This window comes from Candidatus Methylomirabilota bacterium, from assembly GCA_035709005.1.
In the GTDB taxonomy this organism is placed as follows: Bacteria; Methylomirabilota; Methylomirabilia; order Rokubacteriales; family CSP1-6; genus 40CM-4-69-5.
Window position 1 is genome coordinate 1 of record DASTFB010000107.1, and the last position, 17,344, is coordinate 17,344.

Sequence of the window (17,344 nt, forward strand, 5' to 3'; positions counted from 1 at the left end):
GAGCGCCCGGCAGTTGCGACGCTTTTGCCTGCTGCCCGCAGACGGCGAACGCCTGCTGACGACGGCCGCGGCTCGCCTGGGACTCTCGGCCCGAGGCCACGCCCGGCTGTTGAAGGTCGCCCGCACGATCGCCGATCTCGAAGAGGCTGAGGCGATCACCGTGGAACACCTCGCCGAAGCGATCCAGTACCGGGGCCTGGATCGCCAGTGGCGGGGCTGACAACTAGAAGCGGCGGCCCTGGGGCGCGATATTCGTGTAGGTGATCGTGCCGTTTCGATCGACCGTCCGAAACGTCGATCGGGGTAGCGTCGCCGCCGCGCCGCCGTACAGGTAGAGGACGCGGCTCACATACTCGCGCGTCTCCGGATAAGGGGGCACCCCCCGGTATGTGAGGACCGCTTGCTCGCCGGCATTGTAGGCGGCCAGGACGATGCGCAGGTCATCCCCGAAGCGTTCCTTGAGACCCTTGAGGTGGCGAACACCGGCGTCGATATTCTGCCGAGGATCGAAGGAATCCCGCACTCCGAGGATCGCCGCCGTTTCCGGCATGAGCTGCATGAGGCCTCGCGCGCCCCGGCGGGAAACGGCTTTGGGGTTGAACCCCGACTCGGCCCGTATGACCGCCCGGATGAGGGACTCCGGGATGCCGTACCGCTCAGCGGCTTCGCTGATCTCCCGTTCGTAGAGCCGGCGCGGCGGAGCGGCTGGGCGCGCGACGAGCACGATCGGCCTTTTGCTGGCCAGACCGTGTCGTCGATACCGCGGGTCTGTCGGGGCGTTGGTGAAGTGGACGGTCCCGTCAGGGGCGACGAACCGAAATACCTGGGCCGTGGCCGGCCCGGCAGCCCCGGCGGTGGCCAGCAGGACAGCTACCGCGGCCACATGTTTCACACGAGAATTCTAGCGAATCCGGTGACTGTAATGTCAAGAGTCAGAACTGGTATCTGTTCAGAATAGGACACTTAGACGGTGGCTGGCTCGGACGATTCCTCCAGCGCCAGGTCCACCGCCTCGCCGATGCCGTCGACCAGATGGATGGTCATCACCTGGCGGACCTCGAGGGGCAGGTCTTCGTTGAAGCTGTTCTCGTTTCGCCGGGGCAGGATGACGGTACGCACACCGGCTCGGTGGGCGGCCAGGACTTTCTCCTTGATTCCTCCGACAGGGAGCACCCGCCCCGAAAGGCTGATCTCACCGGTCATGGCCAGGCCGGGCCGCAGCCGGCGCCCAGCCAGGAGTGAGGTGAGGGCCACGGCGAGCGTGATACCTGCCGAAGGGCCGTCCTTGGGGATGGCGCCAGCCGGCACATGGACATGAATGTCCGACACTTGCCAAAAGTCCTCGCGGATGCCCAACTCGGAGGCGTGCGATCGGACCCATGACAGCGCCGCCTGGGCCGATTCCTTCATGACGTCGCCGAGCTGACCCGTCAACGTCAACGTTCGTTTACCGTCCATACGAGTCGCCTCGATGAAGAGCAGGTCGCCCCCCGCGGCCGTCCACGCGAGGCCCACCGCCACTCCGGGCACCCGGGTCCGCTCCTCGAGCTCCTCGAACTCGAACCGCGGCGTCCCTAGATAGGCCGTGACGACGTCAGGCGTGACCTGCGCGCGATCCGTACGCCCCGAGGCCCGTTCTCGCGCCACCTTGCGACACACCCCGGCGAGTTCGCGCTCCAGGTTCCGCACGCCGGATTCGCGGGTGTAGCCGCGGGCAAGCAGGCGGAGCGCTTCCGGGGTGAACTCGACGCCGACCCCCGGCTCCAGCCCGTGCTCTCGCGCCTGCTTGGGCACGAGGTGCCGTTGCGCGATCTTGACCTTCTCCTCCTCCGTGTATCCGGCCAATCGGATCACCTCCATGCGGTCCCGCAGCGGAGTCGGCACCGTATCGATCACGTTGGCCGTGGTGATGAACAGCACGCGCGAGAGGTCGACGGGCACATCGAGATAGTGGTCTCGGAACGCGGCGTTCTGCTCGGGGTCGAGCACCTCGAGCAGCGCCGAGGCCGGATCTCCGCGGAAGTCGGCGCCGAGCTTGTCGATCTCGTCCAGCATGAAGACGGGATTCTTCGTGCCCGCTCGACGCAGACCCTGCACGATCTGTCCGGGCAGCGCCCCGATGTAGGTCCGGCGGTGGCCCCGGATCTCCGCTTCGTCCCGGATGCCGCCCAGTGAGATCCGGTGGAACTTCCGGCCGAGAGCCCGCGCGATCGAGCGTCCCAGCGAGGTCTTGCCCACTCCAGGAGGCCCGACGAAACAGAGGATCGGATCCTTGCCCTGAGGGCGGATCTTCTTGACGGCCAGGTGCTCGAGAATGCGCTCCTTGACCTTGGCCAGGCCCTCGTGGTCCTCGTCCAGGATCGCCTGCGCCCGATCGATATCGACGGTGTCGGTCGTCTCGACCCTCCAGGGCATGGCCAGCAGCCAGTCGATGTAGGTCCGGGCCACGGTGTATTCCGCCGCAGCGGCCGGCATCTTGGCCAGCCGGTCGAGCTCGCGCAGCGCCTCGTCGTGCGCTTCCTGTGGCATACCGGCGGCCGCGATCTGCTCCCGCAGCGACTCGATCTCCCGACTGCGCTCGTCTCCGTCCCCCAGCTCCTTCTGGATGGCCTTGAGCTGCTCACGCAGGTAGTACTCGCGCTGGGTCTTGGACATCTCGGACTCGATCTCCGACTGGATCTTCGAGCCCAGGGTGAGGACCTCGACCTCTTTGGTCAGGGCGGTGACCAGCTTTTGCAGCCGCTCCTTGACGTTGGTCGTTTCCAGCAGGTCCTGCTTCAGGGCCAGCGGCAGCGTGGGCAGCGATGAGGCGACCACGTCGGCGAGAACACCGCCACTCGTGGTGCCGGTGACGACCGTGGCCAGCTCGTCGGGCAGCGTGGGGGACAGGGCCACCACCCGTTGGAACAGCGACGTGGCGCTCCGCCCCAGGGCTTCGGCCTCGATGTCCTCGGGCGCGGGCACTTCCTCGGTCAGGGGCTCGATGCGGGCTCGCAGGTAAGGCTCGGTGGCGACGATCTCGAGCACGCGCAGCCGGCTGAGACCCTGCACGACCAGTCGCAACGTGCCGTCCGGTTGCTTGAGCACGCGATGGATCATGGCGAGTGTCCCGAGTTGATGCAGCCCCTCGGCCCGCGGGACCTCTTCGGCGGCGTCGCGCTGGGTCACGGCCGCCACCAGGCGACCGTGCTGCACGGCCTCCTCGATCGCCTGGACAGACGATGGGCGCCCGGCTGCGAGCGGAACGACGGCATTCGGGAACACCACCGCCCCACGCAGGGGCAGGATCCCGATCACGTCGGGGATCGGACGGTCGTGGGCCTGCTCCCTCGTGTCAGACGCCATCGTACGCTCTCAGCCTTTCTGTGATCCGCGTCACTCAGAACAGATCGACTGGCTGCAGGTGCCCGGAGGCCGATCGGACCAGCGCCTCCTTGGCCTCTCGGCGCGGCCGGCTGACCGGCGCGCCTTCTTCGCCGCTTTCCCGCACATAGGCGAGGAGATCCTCGATCTGCCGCTGCATTTCCAGCATTCGACGCCTCATCCTTAGGATGATCTCGACGCCGGCAAGATTCACGCCCAGATCCCGGGTCAAGCGGATGAGTCGGGCCAGTTCTTCCACGTCCTCCGGCGAATACATCCGCGTGCGGCCCTGGGTACGGCTCGGCCGCAACAACCCCTTCCTCTCGTAGAACCGCAGGGTCTGGGGGTGCACCTTCAACATGCTGGCCACGACACCGATCGTGTAAAGCGGCTTGCTCCGGTCGTTCACTCCGCCCCTCCCGCGTAGCGGTCGAGATCGGCCCGAGGCGTCAGTGGAATCAGCCGCTCGAGCTCCCGGACCAGCTCGTCGGTGCGCGCGTCGAGCCCCCGGGGGACCTCCACGCGGATGGTGACGTAGAGATCTCCGCGACCCTCACCAGTCAGCTTCGGCAGCCCGTGGCCCCGCAAGCGGAATACCTCACCGGCCGTCGTCCCCGGAGGCACCACGAGAACCGCTTCGCCGGTAGGTGTTGGCACTCGCATGCGGACGCCCCGGATGGCTTCCCACACGCTGATCGCCACGTCGCAGTACATGCCGTCTCCCTGACGCTTGAAGAACGGATGCTCGCGGACCCGCGTGCTGACGACCAGATCTCCCCGAGGCCCGCCGAACGCTCCGGCGCTTCCCTCGCCGCGCACCCGCACCTGGGTACCGGAGTCCACGCCGGCGGGAAGCCTCACCCTGACGGCATCCACGACCCGCCGGACCCCTCGCCCCCGACAGAACCCGCAGGCTCCAGCGGAGGTGAGCCCGGACCCGCCACAGGCGTCACAGGGCGAGAACCGCGGTACGTCCAGGCGTACGGTGGTGTCGCGGGCGGCCTGGCCAAACGAGAGGTCCACGGCCACGTGGACATCCTCGCCTGTCCGGCCGCCCTCCACCGCCACACCGGTCGGGCCATAGCGATCGTAGATGGCCCGGGCCGTCGGATCGCTCAGCACACGGTACGCCTCGGAGATCTCCTCGAAGAGGGGGCGGGCGCCCTCTTCCCAGAAGTTGACGTCGGGCGAGTACTGCCGGGCCAGCCGCTGAAACGCCCGCCGGATCTCGCGAGGGTCCGCCGTGTCGGCGATTCCCAGGACGGCATAGTAGTCCCGTCTCATGGCCTAAGATTTCTTGTCGCCTAGATCCTCGAAATCGGCGTCCACGACCTCGCCCTCCTTGGCGCCGCCGGCGGCCTCGCCCTCGGTGGTCGGTCCCCCCGGCTGACCCCCACCGGCGGTCCCGCTCTGCGCCTGCCGGTACATCACCTCGGCCAGCTTGTGTGAGACTCGCGTGAGATTCTCCTGCGCCTGTTTGATGCGCTGGCTGTCCTCACCCTTGAGGGCCTCCTTGGCCTCCCCCAGCGCTTCCTCGATCGCTTTGCGGTCGGCCTCCTCCAGCTTGGACCCGTGCTCGGCGAGCGTACGCTCCGTGGAGTACACCAGCGAATCGGCCTGGTTGCGGATCTCGATCTCCTGCTTGCGCTTGACGTCCTCGGCGGCATTCGTCTCGGCGTCTCTCACCATGCGTTCGACCTCCTCCTTGGTCAGCCCCGAGGAGGCGGTGATCGTGATGTTCTGCTGCCGGCCGGTGGCGGTATCTTTGGCCGAGACGTTGAGGATGCCGTTGGCGTCGATGTCGAACGCGACTTCGACCTGCGGAACCCCCCTCGGCGCCGGGGGGATCCCGACCAGGTGGAACTTGCCAAGCGTCCGGTTATCCCGGGCCATCGGCCGCTCGCCTTGAAGGACGTGGACCTCCACCGAGGTCTGGTTGTCGGCCGCGGTCGTGAAGATCTCGCTCTTCTTGGTGGGGATCGTCGTGTTGCGCTGGATGAGCGTGGTCATGACGCCCCCGAGGGTCTCGATGCCGAGAGACAGTGGCGTGACATCCAGCAGCAGCAGATCCTTCACCTCGCCGGTGAGGACCGCCGCCTGGACCGCCGCTCCGACCGCCACCACCTCGTCGGGGTTGACGCCCATGTGGGGTTCTTTGCCGAACAACTGCTTGACGACCTCCCGCACTTTCGGCATGCGCGTCTGCCCACCGACCAGGATCACCTCGTCGATGTCCTTCGGCGTCACTCCAGCGTCCTGCATCGCCTGACGGCAGGGCCCCAGAGTCCGGTCGACCAGATCGGCCACCAGCGCCTCGAGCTTGGCGCGCGTCAGCGTCAGGACGAGGTGCTTCGGCCCACTGGCGTCCGCGGTGATGAAGGGAAGGTTGACTTCCGTCTGCACGGTCGTCGAGAGCTCGCACTTGGCCTTCTCGGCAGCCTCCTTGAGGCGCTGCAAGGCCATGCGGTCCTTCTGCAGATCGATCCCGTGCTCCTTCTTGAACTCACCGGCGATCCAGTCGATGACGCGCTGGTCGAAATCGTCGCCCCCGAGATGGGTATCCCCGTTGGTGGCCTTCACCTCGAAGACGCCCTCGCCGATCTCCAGGATGGATACGTCGAAGGTGCCACCGCCCAGGTCGTACACCACGATCGTCTGATCCTTCTTCTTGTCCATGCCGTAGGCGAGGGCCGCGGCGGTCGGCTCGTTGATGATGCGGAGAACCTCCAGGCCGGCAATCTTGCCCGCGTCCTTGGTGGCCTGGCGCTGGCTATCGTTGAAGTAGGCCGGCACCGTGATCACCGCCTGGCTGACCTTCTCACCCAGGTACGCTTCGGCGGCTTCCTTCAGCTTGCGCAGGATCATGGCCGAGATCTCCGGAGGCGCGTACTGCTTGCCCCGAATCTCCGCGCGGACATCGCCGTTCGCTGCTTTGACGACCTTGAACGGGACGAGCTTGATCTCTCCCAGGACCTCGTCGTAGCGGCGCCCCATGAACCGTTTGATCGAGAAGACGGTATTCTCGGGGTTCGTGATCGCTTGCCGCTTGGCGACCTGTCCGACGAGGATCTCTTCATCCTTGGTGAAACCGACGACGGACGGCGTCAGGCGACTGCCCTCCTGATTCGCGATCACCGTCGGGTTGCCGCCTTCGACGACCGCCACCACGGAGTTCGTCGTCCCGAGGTCGATACCGATTACCTTCGCCATGTCCTGTTCTCCTTCTCTTCCTCAAATGGCAGGGAGGCGAAGCGGAGCCGAACACCCGCCTCGCCTCCCACACCCTGGGCGCCTAGCGAATGTCGACCTTGATCTCCTTGGGCCGGACCTCTTCCACCTTGGGCAGCTTGATCTCCAGCACCCCGTCCCGGTAACTCGCCGTGACCTTGTCGGCCTGCACGGGCACCGGCAGCGAGATGGTCCGCTCGAACTTGCCGTAGACCCGCTCCAGGCGGTGGACGCCGTCCTCCTTCAGCTCCTTGTCCCACTTCCGCTCGCCCTTCACGGTAAGCAGGTCACCCGTGATGGAGACGTGGACGTCCTTTTCTTTCACGCCAGGAACTTCCAGGGTCACATAGAGGTCGTCTGTCGTTTCGTGCATGTCGCACAGGGGAACCCAGGTCCGCTCACCAGCCGCCACCGTAGCCGGACGACCGTAGAAATTGTCGAACAGCCGGTTCACTTCCTGCTGGATATCCCCGAGATCGCGAAACGGCTCCCACCGGCTCAGCGGACTCGCGAAGGAACGCCAACGCTCGATTGCCATCTCCTTGTCCTCCTTCCTCGCCTTCTGCCGGCAACCGCCGGCTCCTGATTGAGTGCATAAACCTTATATCAAGTGAGTGTGTCATTGTCAAATTGCTCTGGTCTTTTGACACTAACTAGCCGGTAAACGCTTATCTTTCGCTGATTTGTGTGTGCCGTGCTAGCGTGTGGCCCGGTGCGGCTTGGATGCGGCGGCTGCTTAACAACTCTTGTTGTCTGGGGCATCATCGCCGGCGCTCTTGCCTCAGTAGGCTGGCTCGCCACGGGAATCCTCGCCGAAGCAGAGCTGGCGCCCGTCCTCTCCGGCGACGAGGCGCTCGCCCGACAAAAGCTCTCCCAGGTCCTGGCCACTGCCCGTAACCGGCCACAGCAGTCGCGCCTCGTGAGCTTCACTGAGGGGGAGCTGAACGCCCTCCTGTCCCGAAGGCTCCCAGAGCTTGCAGAGTTCCCCCTGACGCGGGTCCAGCTTCGTCTGCCTGGCCTTGGAACCGCCGAAGTCGCCGGCCGAGTTCCGGTCGCCGCCCTGCTCGGTGAACAACCATTCAATCGGTTGGTGAATCTCTTACCAGCGGGGTGGCAGCAAACCCCTGTCTGGGTCAGGTTCCGGGTCCGAGCCAGCGTGGAGCCGATGGACGACGGTCGCCGCCGCTACATGCGGCTTCGGATCGAGCGATTCTGGCTGGGGCGGCGGCGTCTGCCGGCCATCCTGCCGCGCTTGATGCTGAGCCCGGCGACGCTTAGAGTTCTGCACTTCCGCCTACCGGATTCGGTGGCGGAGGTCTCCCTTCAGGCCGGGCGTATCGACGTCGTCAGGGTCGAGAAGCCCTGACGTACCGCAGCTGGAGGTCGTAGATCAGCTCCTCCAGGACCTGGCTCTCTTCCGGCGTCCGGTGACCCTCGGTCTTGTCCCGAAGCAGCATCAACGTGTCGATGGCTTCCGCGGCATGTGCGGGATTGCGCTCGGCCTGGCCGGTGGACGGGTCGTGGACACCCTCGAGACCAGCCAGGGCCAGGCTTCCCAGCATCATGAAGAGGCCGGTCAAGCTGCGCTCCTGAGGCGCCGAGGGGCCACCCGTCGTCGGTGGCGGCGGCGCCGGTCGGCCGGCCTCGGCCTGCCTCCGCTCCTCTCCAGGTGCGGAGCGGGGCTCCTCGGGGCGATGCCGCCGATCCCGGATTTCAAAGCCCCGCTCGGAGTCGTCCTGCGCCATGTCCGCGAACGTAGCATACGAAAAAAGCCTTACGGTATAATCAATTCCACCCTTCAGGAACGGACATGGCCGAGTCCCCCGGACACGTCTTCAACCGCCTCGTTGAAATCCTGGCGCGTCTTCGCGCCCCCGATGGCTGTCCGTGGGATCGCGAGCAAACCCGAACGTCGTTGAAGCCCCATCTCATCGAAGAAGCCTACGAAGTTCTGGACGCGCTGGAGTCCAGCGATCCCCGTCACCTGGCCGAGGAGCTGGGCGATCTGCTCTTCCAGGTGATGATCCACGCTCAGATAGCCAGCGAGCTCGGCGAGTTCACCATTGCCGACGTGCTCACGGGACTGGTCGACAAGATGGTCAGCCGCCATCCCCACGTCTTCGGCGAGGCATCGGTGAGCACCGCGCAGGAGGCGCTCACGCAGTGGGAGCGCCTGAAGCGGCGGGAAGCGTTGGCGGCCGGTCATCATCGTTCGGTGCTGGACGGCGTGCCTCGAGCCCTGCCGGCCCTGCTCCGCGCCCAGCGCCTGCAGGGAAAGGCCTCGCGCGTTGGCTTCGATTGGCCCCATGCGCGCGCGGCCTGGGGGAAGGTCGAAGAAGAGGTGCGCGAGGCCGCCGCCGTGCTCGCCGACAATGCGCGGCTCACCGAAGAACTGGGGGACCTGCTCTTTTCCCTGGTCAACGTCGCCCGCCTGGCCGGCATCGACGCCGAAGGCGCGCTCGGGCAGGCCAGCGACAAGTTCCGCCGGCGCTTTGCCGACATGGAGCGCCGTCTCCATGCCGAGGGCAAGTCGGTGGACAGCGTTCCGCTGGAGGAGTTGGAGCGGTGCTGGCAGGCAGCCAAAGCCCAGGAGGAGCCGGAGCAGGGGTGGAGATGAAGGTCAAGATAGGAGCAGCCACGGTTGCCATCGAGCGCGGCGACATCACCGACCGGGACGTCGACGCCATCGTCAATGCCGCGAACACGACGCTGGCAATGGGAACCGGTGTGGCGGGCGCGATCAAGCGCAAAGGTGGGGTCATCATCGAAGAGGAAGCCATACGCCAGGGGCCCATCGAGGTCGGGGAAGCGGTCCTCACCACCGGTGGCAACCTGATGGCAACCCACGTGATCCATGCCGCGGTGATGGGTGCCGACCTGAAGACCGACCCCGATAAGGTGGCCTTAGCCACCCGGGCACTCCTGGCCCTGGCCAACAAGCACCGTATCACTTCGCTGGCCTTACCGGCCCTGGGAACCGGGGTCGGCCATGTGCCCCCGGCCCTCTCGGCCGAGGCGATGCTGAAAGAGGTTATCGGCCACCTCAAGAGCGGCCAGAGCAGCCTCAAACGGGTGCTCTTCGTGCTGTACCAGGACGACGCCTACAAGATCTTTTCAGAGACATTGAAGCGGTTGGGGGGAGTGGCGTAAGACAAACTCGGGCAGTCCGTTCAACCGCCGCATCGGCGACCTTCTCGTTGCCGAAGGCCTGATTTCGCAGGAAGACAGTCGCCTCGAGGCCGCGGCCAAGAAGCAGCTGCCCTACTGGTCAAAAGTGCGTCGGCGTTGACTACGCCGACGTGGACACCATTACCCGCCCATTCGACCCGACTGGTGCGCAGGGGCCGTACGCCTCGTCGAGTGCCCGGCCCCTGCGCGCTACCGCCGTCGCTGACCTACGACAACTGCATCGCCTCCACATCAGTCTCGCTCGGCGTCCGCCGAACACCCGCCTTACCATCGGGGACACACTTCACAGCGAGCGGCCGCACCGCGGTGTTCGACACTATCCGCTGACTGGCCCGGCGGCTGCAACCGTCAGTCCCCGACGATCTTGACCGAATCGGTCCCGCGGATCGCCCCACCGTTCAACGTACGGCCCTCCAACGTCAGCGTACCGGTCTGGTTGGTGCTGCGTGCCGCGACGTCCAACGCCTCGGTGCTGATATGCACCAGGAGGTCCAGGAGGCCATCGCCATTCAGATCCACGAGCGACGCTTGGGGAGAGCCGTTGCCCAGCAGAGCGACCGACATACCCGCGAGCTTGACCGTACTGAGGTCCACCGACGACACGTCAAAGCTCGACGTACTGTAAATCGCGACAGGGATGGTCCCTTGAGCACCAGGGTTGAGCGACGCCGGCTTGATGTCGATGGACACCACGGTCGCCTCGCCAAACGGCCTGGTCCACGGCAGGTTGTCCTGCCCCCATGGACTCACTACGACCCTTGGTGCGTCGCAGAAGCCGTCACCGTCCTGGTCGCTGCAGCCCTCGGCGGGGGTGTCGAAGTCAGTCCAGTAGTTGCCGCCAGTCGGCAGGGCGAGGGAGAACCACGTCGTGCCCACGACAGCAGCCTGGACCTGGTTGTCGAAGAAATTGTTGTTGACGACGGTATTCCCCACTGAGGACAGGACGTCCAGACCGCGTGCGTTGTTGGAGATCGTATTTTCCCTGAGGTTGTTGCCATTGCTGAAGGTGTCGATTCGCACGCCGAACTGGCTGTTGCGCCGCACGGTATTCCGTCTGAGCATGTTCCCGCCGGCTGCGGTCAGTTGAATACCCCCGGCGTTACCCTCGACCGTGTTGGCCTCGAATGTGTTACCTGAGGACGAGGAAACGACAATCCCGTTTCCGTTATTGGTGACGACACAGTTCCTCACGGTCACCGACGTTTTCCCGTTGAGGGTGATCCCCGTGGCGGCGCCGCTGATACGATGGCCGTTGCAATCCAGCACGATGCCATGCGCACCGATCGTGATTCCCCCGACGTTGTCAGCGGTGAGCGTGGTATCCGTGATAATCACGGTCTGTGCCGACAGCAGCGAGGGCGCGACGACGCCCGCGACAGAGACGATCAGGACTACCACCCATTGACATGCAATCTGGCGAGTTTGTCCTGGCCACCAGCTCATAACGTGTCCCCCCTTGTCGCCCTGGTCCAGCTTCGACCAGTTCCCGTAAGGAAGTTGAATGCAGGGGGGATGCCACACCCTCCAGATCAACCGTCGTGTATCCGCATACTTATGGGTGACCTACAACGCCGGGACGAGACAGGTGACCAGGACTGGCATCCAGACTGACAAAAGACGGCACCGATTGGTCGTTCGGGTGAGGCGCGCTACGACAGCAAGGAGTGCGGGCGCTAACGGCTGTCCGGAAAGTCGTCCCGGACTTTGACGCTGTTCTGAGGCGTGAGGTCGAGCTTGAGATCCTCCCCGGCCTTGAGCGCCACCTTGAGGCGCCAGATGGGAGGACCGGCCACGCGGTTCGTGAGGGAATACTCTCCGGGCGGAACATCGGCGATGCGGAACATCCCGCGCTCGTCCGTCTGCACTCGATAGAACTCGTCCTCGATAGACGTGCCCTTAATACCTTTGAGGAACAGCCGAAGGTGAGGCTGGGGACGCACGCTGCCGTCCTTGCTCCACAGGACCTGCCCTGAGAGGCTGGCGCGGTCCGGGCGCGTGGGCGCCGGCTCGGAGGATGGCGCCGCCTGTGCCTTGGAGCGGAAGGCGCGGAGCCACTCGCGGGCGTCCTTGACCTCCTGCGAATCTGCCACCCCATTTGCGACGACCCACTCGAACTGGGCTTCGGCCTCGTCGCTGAGGTCGAGCCAACTCGCACTGACCGCGAGCAGGTGATGAGCCTCGACGCTGTCCGGGGTTTCGGCAACGACCTGACGGAGAAGCCGTGCGCTGGTGTCATAGTCGCGCCGCGCAATTGCCTCGCGCGCCTGGGCGAGCAGATCTGGCGGCGGCGTCGCGCTGGGCTGCAACCGCGGCGCGTCCTGGCAGGCAACGGTCAGGGTGAGTATGCCCACCGCCAGGAGCGTGAGACGGGTGACGGTGAACATCAGCTCGAGACCTCGCGCCAGGTCCCGGGCTTCACCATGAAGCCCTGCGGAATTCTGCCGCCAGCGTTGTTGATATTGTTGCAGTCGTAGTTGATCGAGATCGTACCGTTCGTCGTGGTATCGATCTGGGTATCGTTCGCGCCATTTTCGTTGTGAGCGATGACCGCCCCGTTGACGACGGCCGTGCCGTTCCCCGCGGTCAGGTCGTCGGCGGCGTAGACCAGGCCGTTGTAGGTGGCGTCACCGCTGAGATCGATCGAGCCCATGACGATCATCCAGCCGGAATAGGTGCCACCGCTACCGGCGATCCGGACATCGGCCATATCGGCGACATTGCTCGCCGTGGGCGGATTCCCGCTGATGGTATCCACGAACACGATGCCGTTGGGCAGGGGGACGCTCGTGCCGAAGTTGACCGCTCCGTTCCAGGTTCCGCCGGTTGACGGCCCGTTGTAGTTCGGCGGTCCCCAGTACGTCCCGGCTTGCTTGGCCATGTCCTTGAGCATGTTCAGCTCGTCCCGCGTCAGCGTCAGGTCATTGAACGTCGTCGGGGCGTTCGGCTGGCTCTCGAGACAGCTCGGGCTCTGGCAGTCCGTTTGATTGCTGCTGCAGTCGACGCCCGCGCAGATCTGTGCCGCGCCATCCACTTCCGTGGCATTCGACGAATAGCTCCCACTCGCGGGTCCGCTGCCGTTACAGATGTTGCCATAGGCGGCGATGGCCGCGTTGCCGGACACGAGCGTCTCGCCGTCGACGTTCAGGGCTCCAGGCGGCCGGAAGCGGTGGTTGAGCGACATCAGCGTGACGCGCACGGCGCGAGTCGCGGAGGGGTTGGCGTTGTTGGGAATCCAGCCGGTACTCGCCACCTGCACCTCGTTGGGCCTCGCCCCTGGCATGAGCTGCACCGTGTAGCCACCCACCGCCACCGGATCATTGGAGGCGGTCAGGCTGAACAGGGAGCTGCCGTCCCAGGGCGCGCCCTGCGGGCCGGCCAGTGGTGTGGCGACGCCATAGGTGACCGGGCCCGTCGGCGCCGGGCTCAGCGTCCAGATGGATCGTTCCACTCCCGCCTCGGCCAGCGTCAGGGCCTGGTCCGCCCGCTTCAGGTTCGTGGAGCTCAAGGGCTCCGTCGTGCCGAGCATGGCCAGGGCCGCGGTGAGCGACCCGAGAACAGCCAGCACCATCAGGGCTATGGGAAGTGCCATTCCGCGTTCATCGCGCAGGACCTTCAGGACTGTTGTTTTCAGAACCGGCATGTCTCTTCCCCCTCCCCTACGAGTTGCGGAGCCGGACGGTTGTCGTGACCTGAGACTTTGTGTCGGCCACAGTCCCCGCCGGAGCGGTCTCCTCGGTGCGGGTCCGGATCGTGATGGAGACGGTCTTCGCGGTCGGGTAGGTCAGGGTCAACTGCTCGACGCCGCCGATCAGCGTCAGGAATTGTAGATCCACGCCGGTTTCCTGCCGCTGCAGCGCGCCGCCACTCAGACGATACGTCACCCGCTCGCCCCGGAGCACCCCATCCACGGCGACCGCGATGGCCTCGCCGACAACCCCGTTGCCATTCCAATCGGTCTGGACGGTCAGCTGGGTCGCCGTCTGATTGGCCAGCGCCTGCGCCTCGCGGATCTCGCGGGCCATGCGTTCCAGCGCTACGCGGGCGTTCTGCTGGACCTCGACCCGATTGGATCCGTAGAGGTAAGCCCGCAGGCCGCTCTCGTGAACCGTCGCCAGGCCGGCGAGCGCCAGGCCCAGAACCGCCAAGCCGACCAGCAGCTCGGCGAGGGTGAATCCTTTCTGGCAGGCCCAGGGTGTCATGGCCAGGCCTATTGCCGCAGGGCCACGAAAGTCGTCATCTTCGCAGCCTCCTCGGTCGTGTTATTGAGCGTGCCGACGCCCGTCTGTGGTCGGAAGAACACGGAAACGGTTACCTGACGGATACCGCTGTCCAGCACGCCGCCGCTGCATCCGGGGGGGACGCCACAATCCTCGATGCGCACCTCGCGGCGATAGAGGGGATGTCCGGCAATCGTCCCGTAGCCTTCGTCAGCAAAGGTAACGGTGCCGGTGTTGCCGGTGATGTTCAGCGGTGCCGGCGAGGCGCAGGTTGCAGTGGTCACCGTTGGCGCACTCGTCGTGGGATTCGAGCGTCCGACTGAGTCACTATAGTTCGGAAAGCAGGTCCACACACCGTTCTTGACCTGCTCGAGGCGCTGCTGGGCCAGGAACACAGCTGTGGTCCGAAAGTTCGCCTGACCGATGTGGCCCAGCGAGAGAGGGACCAGCCCCGCGAGGGCGATCAATCCGATCAGGATGACCGACATAGCGATCAGGACCTCGACGAGAGTCAGCCCGGCCTCGTCGTTCCTTACAATCGTCAGCATTCGCCTCATGTCGCTACGGTTCCTATTTCGTCACGCGTCCAGAGGGCGCGACGACGACGTCACGGGTCAGCCCCTGCGCGTCGGCGATCCTGAAGACCGCTTGCGCCGGCGCCGCGCCGAGCCGATCGAACACCGGATTATTACCGGGGGGGTTCTTGGTCACGGTTACATCGCCGGCCAGCGTGTAGAAGCCGTTCGTCGCCGTTCCGGGGCCGTTCCAGACTGTCCCACCCCCGCAGGTACCCAGCCAGAATCGGTACCGCTTGGTGCCGTCGACCAGCTCCACACAGACGTTGCGGTTCCGAGCAAGGGCGAGGTGGCGGGCGTTGTTCAGCCCAGCGACCAGTTCTTCGGCTGCTGCCTTTACCGTCGACGCCCGCCAGTAGCCGATGAGGGTCGGCATTGATGCCAATGCCAAAGTGCCGAGGATGGCGAGAACAACGAGCACTTCGCCAGTGGTAAATCCACCGCTTGTCGGTCGCCGAACGACCCGATGGAGCATTGGACGGTTTCCTTCCCTACACATGACCCAAGCCTTTGCAGCAAGGAATGGACCAAGCTGGTTGTGTCGCCTAAATCGTGTCGCCGGAAGCAGCCGAACCGCTGAGCCTTCAAACACCGCCACGGAAAAATTCGCCATCAGTGCCAGCTTGTACCCAGGGGCGACGAGAATTGCCGCCTTCCTGGTACACGCCCGGCGCGAGCAGACATCGTCGCCGGGATACGGCCTCTGAACCCCAGAAGACTAGGTGGTATCGAGCACCGGTTGCTCTCACCAGGAGTGGAACGCCTTTCTCCGGCGTCAACCGACCGATGACGAGCTCTTTGGGGCGTCCCGTCGCCCACCCCCAGGTGTTGACGTGCGGCGTAGCGTTCCACTGGCGAGGAAGGGCGAAACAGCGCTCGATCGACAGGATGGGTAAAAAGGCGAGCTGGCAGGCTGGAGTGGCCACGGACCGATCGATGTGGGGGAAGCGGCCCTCACCAGGACGACGCCAACAAGATCTTTTCAGAGACATTGAAGCGGTTGGGGGAAGTAACGTAAGAATGCTTTAATGGCTTATTCGAAGCTCGGGCAGTCCGTCAACCGCCGCCTCGGCGATCTTCTCGTTGCCGAAGGCCTGATTTCGCCGCAAGATCTGACCCGGGCCTTGGCGGCCCAGAAGGGCACCGCCGAAAAGCTCGGATCCGTTCTCCTCAGCCTCAAGCTCCTCACCGAGGAACAGCTGATCGGCTTCCTGTCCCGGCAGTATGGCATCCCTTCCATGACGCTCGCTCAGTTCGACGTCGATGCGGATGTGCTGCGTCTCGTGCCGGCGGCCATCGCCAAGAAGTACGAGGTTCTACCCGTGAAACGGGTCAGCAACTCGCTGACACTCGCCATGGTCGACCCCACCAACGTCTTCGCGCTCGACGACATCGCCTTCATGACGAACCTCCAGGTTCTGCCGGTTGTGGCCTCTCAGGCAGCCATCCGCAAGGCTATCGAGCGCAACTATGAGGGTCACGGCGGTGCGGCCACCGAGAGCCTTACCGACCTGGCCAGTGACGTCACCGCAGCGGCCGTGGAGGTCGTGGAAGACAAGGAAGCGCCCAAGCTCGACATCTTCGAGCTGAAGGAGTCGGCGGACGAGGCGCCGGTGGTGAAGCTGGTCAACATGGTGCTCGGTGACGCCATCCAGAAGGGCGCGTCGGACGTCCATTTCGAGCCCTACGAGAAGGTGTACCGGATTCGCGTTCGTGTCGACGGCGTCTTGCACGAGATCCTCTCGCCACCCAAGCGGCTGGAGCCAGCCCTCACATCGCGGATCAAGATCATGTCCAACCTGGACATCGCCGAGCGGCGGCTGCCCCAGGACGGCCGCATCAAGCTTCGCTACAACGACCGGGAGATCGATTTCCGGGTGGCCATTCTGCCGACGATCTATGGCGAGAAGGCCGTCCTCCGGATCCTGGACAAGGAGGCTCTGCGACTCGACCTCACTGAGCTCGGGTTCGATCCCGGGAGCCTCGAGCAGTTCCAGGCGGCGATCCGCCAGCCTTATGGGATGGTCCTCATCACAGGCCCCACCGGCTCGGGCAAGACCACGACGCTCTACTCGGCAATCCAGGCCATCAATTCGCCCGAGCAAAACATCCTGACCGCGGAGGACCCCGTCGAGTACAACCTGCGGGGCGTCAATCAGATCCAGATCAACGAGGCCGTGGGGCGCACCTTCGCGGCGGTCCTGCGTTCATTCCTGCGCCAGGATCCCGATGTGATATTGGTCGGCGAAACGCGCGATCTGGAGACGGCCCAGATCGCCATCCGGGCGGCCTTGACCGGCCACCTCGTGTTCTCCACGCTGCATACCAACGACTGTCCCTCCACGGTGGCGCGGCTGGTCGACATGGGCATCCCCCCGTACCTGGTCGCATCCGCGCTCGTCCTGATCGTCGCCCAGCGCCTGGGCCGCAAAGTGTGCAACGAGTGCCGGGAATCTTACGAGATCGACCAGGAGAGCCTGACACCCTACGGGCACCAACCGACAGGACCTAGGCGGGTCACAGTCTACAAGGGCAAGGGGTGTACGGTCTGCAACTTCACCGGCCTGAAAGGCCGAGTGGCATTTTACGAAGTCATGCCGATGACGGCGGAGTTGCGCGATATGATCCTGAGAGGCGCACAAGAGGCGGAGTTGCGCCGAGCCGCGCAGCGCTTGGGCATGCGCACGCTGCGCCAGGCGGGGCTCACCAAGGTGCTCGACGGCGCTACGACGGTGGAGGAGGTGCTTCGAGTCACCGTCGCCGAGTAACGGG

19 protein-coding genes are annotated in these 17,344 nt (G+C 65.1%); 5 read left to right on the forward strand and 14 right to left on the reverse strand.

Going from position 1 to position 17,344, the window contains the following annotated elements; all coding sequences use genetic code 11:
• Positions 1–220: magnesium chelatase (locus tag VFR64_19780; protein ID HET9491976.1), on the forward strand; the 220-nt coding region annotated here is incomplete at its 5' end.
• Between the two features lie 3 nt (positions 221–223).
• Here VFR64_19780 and VFR64_19785 read toward each other — a convergent pair.
• From VFR64_19785 to VFR64_19815, 7 genes are all read right to left on the reverse strand, one after another.
• Positions 224–892: a lytic transglycosylase domain-containing protein gene (locus VFR64_19785; protein ID HET9491977.1), complete on the reverse strand. Its 669-nt coding sequence runs from the start codon at positions 890–892 to the stop codon at positions 224–226.
• Positions 893–963: 71 nt separating this feature from the next.
• Positions 964–3,345: an endopeptidase La gene (gene lon / locus VFR64_19790; GenBank protein ID HET9491978.1), complete on the reverse strand. Its 2,382-nt coding sequence runs from the start codon at positions 3,343–3,345 to the stop codon at positions 964–966.
• Positions 3,346–3,379: 34 nt separating this feature from the next.
• Positions 3,380–3,772: a MerR family transcriptional regulator gene (locus VFR64_19795; protein HET9491979.1), complete on the reverse strand. Its 393-nt coding sequence runs from the start codon at positions 3,770–3,772 to the stop codon at positions 3,380–3,382.
• Positions 3,769–4,647: a J domain-containing protein gene (locus VFR64_19800; GenBank protein HET9491980.1), complete on the reverse strand. Its 879-nt coding sequence runs from the start codon at positions 4,645–4,647 to the stop codon at positions 3,769–3,771. Before VFR64_19800 ends, VFR64_19795 begins: the two co-directional genes overlap by 4 nt.
• Before the next feature lie 3 nt (positions 4,648–4,650).
• On the reverse strand, positions 4,651–6,573 hold the full coding sequence (gene dnaK / locus VFR64_19805) for a molecular chaperone DnaK (GenBank protein HET9491981.1): 1,923 nt from the start codon (positions 6,571–6,573) through the stop codon (positions 4,651–4,653).
• An 82-nt stretch (positions 6,574–6,655) separates the two neighbouring features.
• A complete protein-coding gene (locus tag VFR64_19810) occupies positions 6,656–7,129 on the reverse strand; it encodes an Hsp20/alpha crystallin family protein (protein ID HET9491982.1) in 474 nt (157 codons plus the stop codon).
• A gap of 243 nt (positions 7,130–7,372) precedes the next feature.
• Complete coding sequence (locus tag VFR64_19815) at positions 7,373–7,666, reverse strand: hypothetical protein (GenBank protein HET9491983.1); 294 nt, start codon at positions 7,664–7,666, stop codon at positions 7,373–7,375.
• Between the two features lie 90 nt (positions 7,667–7,756).
• Between VFR64_19815 and VFR64_19820 the strand changes: the two genes are divergently transcribed.
• A complete protein-coding gene (locus VFR64_19820) occupies positions 7,757–7,957 on the forward strand; it encodes a hypothetical protein (GenBank protein HET9491984.1) in 201 nt (66 codons plus the stop codon).
• Here VFR64_19820 and VFR64_19825 read toward each other — a convergent pair.
• Positions 7,938–8,171 (reverse strand): DUF1844 domain-containing protein, encoded by a 234-nt coding sequence (locus VFR64_19825; GenBank protein HET9491985.1) that lies wholly within the window; start codon positions 8,169–8,171, stop codon positions 7,938–7,940. The genes VFR64_19820 and VFR64_19825 overlap by 20 nt on opposite strands.
• Positions 8,172–8,401: 230 nt before the next feature.
• On the opposite strand from VFR64_19825, the gene mazG reads away from it, so the two are divergent.
• Together mazG and VFR64_19835 are read left to right on the forward strand one after the other, a co-directional pair.
• The gene (gene mazG, locus VFR64_19830) at positions 8,402–9,208 is read left to right on the forward strand and encodes a nucleoside triphosphate pyrophosphohydrolase (protein HET9491986.1); all 807 of its coding nucleotides are present in this window, start codon (positions 8,402–8,404) and stop codon (positions 9,206–9,208) included.
• Positions 9,205–9,741 (forward strand): macro domain-containing protein, encoded by a 537-nt coding sequence (locus VFR64_19835; GenBank protein ID HET9491987.1) that lies wholly within the window; start codon positions 9,205–9,207, stop codon positions 9,739–9,741. Before mazG ends, VFR64_19835 begins: the two co-directional genes overlap by 4 nt.
• A gap of 387 nt (positions 9,742–10,128) precedes the next feature.
• Here VFR64_19835 and VFR64_19840 read toward each other — a convergent pair whose 3' ends face one another.
• From VFR64_19840 to VFR64_19865, 6 genes are all read right to left on the reverse strand, one after another.
• Positions 10,129–11,178 carry a NosD domain-containing protein gene (locus VFR64_19840; protein HET9491988.1) on the reverse strand — a complete coding sequence of 350 codons (1,050 nt, stop codon included), beginning with the start codon at positions 11,176–11,178 and terminating at the stop codon, positions 10,129–10,131.
• A 275-nt stretch (positions 11,179–11,453) separates the two neighbouring features.
• A complete protein-coding gene (locus tag VFR64_19845; protein ID HET9491989.1) occupies positions 11,454–12,164 on the reverse strand; it encodes a hypothetical protein in 711 nt (236 codons plus the stop codon).
• On the reverse strand, positions 12,164–13,420 hold the full coding sequence (locus VFR64_19850) for a hypothetical protein (GenBank protein ID HET9491990.1): 1,257 nt from the start codon (positions 13,418–13,420) through the stop codon (positions 12,164–12,166). Before VFR64_19850 ends, VFR64_19845 begins: the two co-directional genes overlap by 1 nt.
• A gap of 16 nt (positions 13,421–13,436) precedes the next feature.
• Positions 13,437–13,979, reverse strand: a complete 543-nt coding sequence (locus VFR64_19855; protein ID HET9491991.1) for a prepilin-type N-terminal cleavage/methylation domain-containing protein — start codon at positions 13,977–13,979, stop codon at positions 13,437–13,439.
• A gap of 8 nt (positions 13,980–13,987) precedes the next feature.
• Positions 13,988–14,545 (reverse strand): prepilin-type N-terminal cleavage/methylation domain-containing protein, encoded by a 558-nt coding sequence (locus VFR64_19860; GenBank protein ID HET9491992.1) that lies wholly within the window; start codon positions 14,543–14,545, stop codon positions 13,988–13,990.
• A gap of 22 nt (positions 14,546–14,567) precedes the next feature.
• The gene (locus VFR64_19865) at positions 14,568–15,047 is read right to left on the reverse strand and encodes a GspH/FimT family pseudopilin (protein HET9491993.1); all 480 of its coding nucleotides are present in this window, start codon (positions 15,045–15,047) and stop codon (positions 14,568–14,570) included.
• A gap of 553 nt (positions 15,048–15,600) precedes the next feature.
• Between VFR64_19865 and pilB the strand changes: the two genes are divergently transcribed.
• Positions 15,601–17,340 carry a type IV-A pilus assembly ATPase PilB gene (gene pilB, locus VFR64_19870; GenBank protein ID HET9491994.1) on the forward strand — a complete coding sequence of 580 codons (1,740 nt, stop codon included), beginning with the start codon at positions 15,601–15,603 and terminating at the stop codon, positions 17,338–17,340.
• The last annotated feature ends 4 nt before the right edge of the window (positions 17,341–17,344 follow it).

What these genes read in the sequence shown, in the direction of transcription:
- lon (HET9491978.1), bottom strand. Translation starts at nt 3,345, where the DNA reads ATGGCGTCTGACACGAGGGAGCAGGCCCACGACCGTCCGATCCCCGAC.
- VFR64_19800 (HET9491980.1), bottom strand. Translation starts at nt 4,647, where the DNA reads ATGAGACGGGACTACTATGCCGTCCTGGGAATCGCCGACACGGCGGAC.
- dnaK (HET9491981.1), bottom strand. Translation starts at nt 6,573, where the DNA reads ATGGCGAAGGTAATCGGTATCGACCTCGGGACGACGAACTCCGTGGTG.
- VFR64_19810 (HET9491982.1), bottom strand. Translation starts at nt 7,129, where the DNA reads ATGGCAATCGAGCGTTGGCGTTCCTTCGCGAGTCCGCTGAGCCGGTGG.
- VFR64_19820 (HET9491984.1), top strand. Translation starts at nt 7,757, where the DNA reads ATGGACGACGGTCGCCGCCGCTACATGCGGCTTCGGATCGAGCGATTC.
- mazG (HET9491986.1), top strand. Translation starts at nt 8,402, where the DNA reads ATGGCCGAGTCCCCCGGACACGTCTTCAACCGCCTCGTTGAAATCCTG.
- VFR64_19835 (HET9491987.1), top strand. Translation starts at nt 9,205, where the DNA reads ATGAAGGTCAAGATAGGAGCAGCCACGGTTGCCATCGAGCGCGGCGAC.
- VFR64_19845 (HET9491989.1), bottom strand. Translation starts at nt 12,164, where the DNA reads ATGTTCACCGTCACCCGTCTCACGCTCCTGGCGGTGGGCATACTCACC.
- VFR64_19850 (HET9491990.1), bottom strand. Translation starts at nt 13,420, where the DNA reads ATGCCGGTTCTGAAAACAACAGTCCTGAAGGTCCTGCGCGATGAACGC.
- VFR64_19855 (HET9491991.1), bottom strand. Translation starts at nt 13,979, where the DNA reads ATGACACCCTGGGCCTGCCAGAAAGGATTCACCCTCGCCGAGCTGCTG.
- VFR64_19860 (HET9491992.1), bottom strand. Translation starts at nt 14,545, where the DNA reads ATGCTGACGATTGTAAGGAACGACGAGGCCGGGCTGACTCTCGTCGAG.
- VFR64_19865 (HET9491993.1), bottom strand. Translation starts at nt 15,047, where the DNA reads ATGCTCCATCGGGTCGTTCGGCGACCGACAAGCGGTGGATTTACCACT.
- pilB (HET9491994.1), top strand. Translation starts at nt 15,601, where the DNA reads ATGGCTTATTCGAAGCTCGGGCAGTCCGTCAACCGCCGCCTCGGCGAT.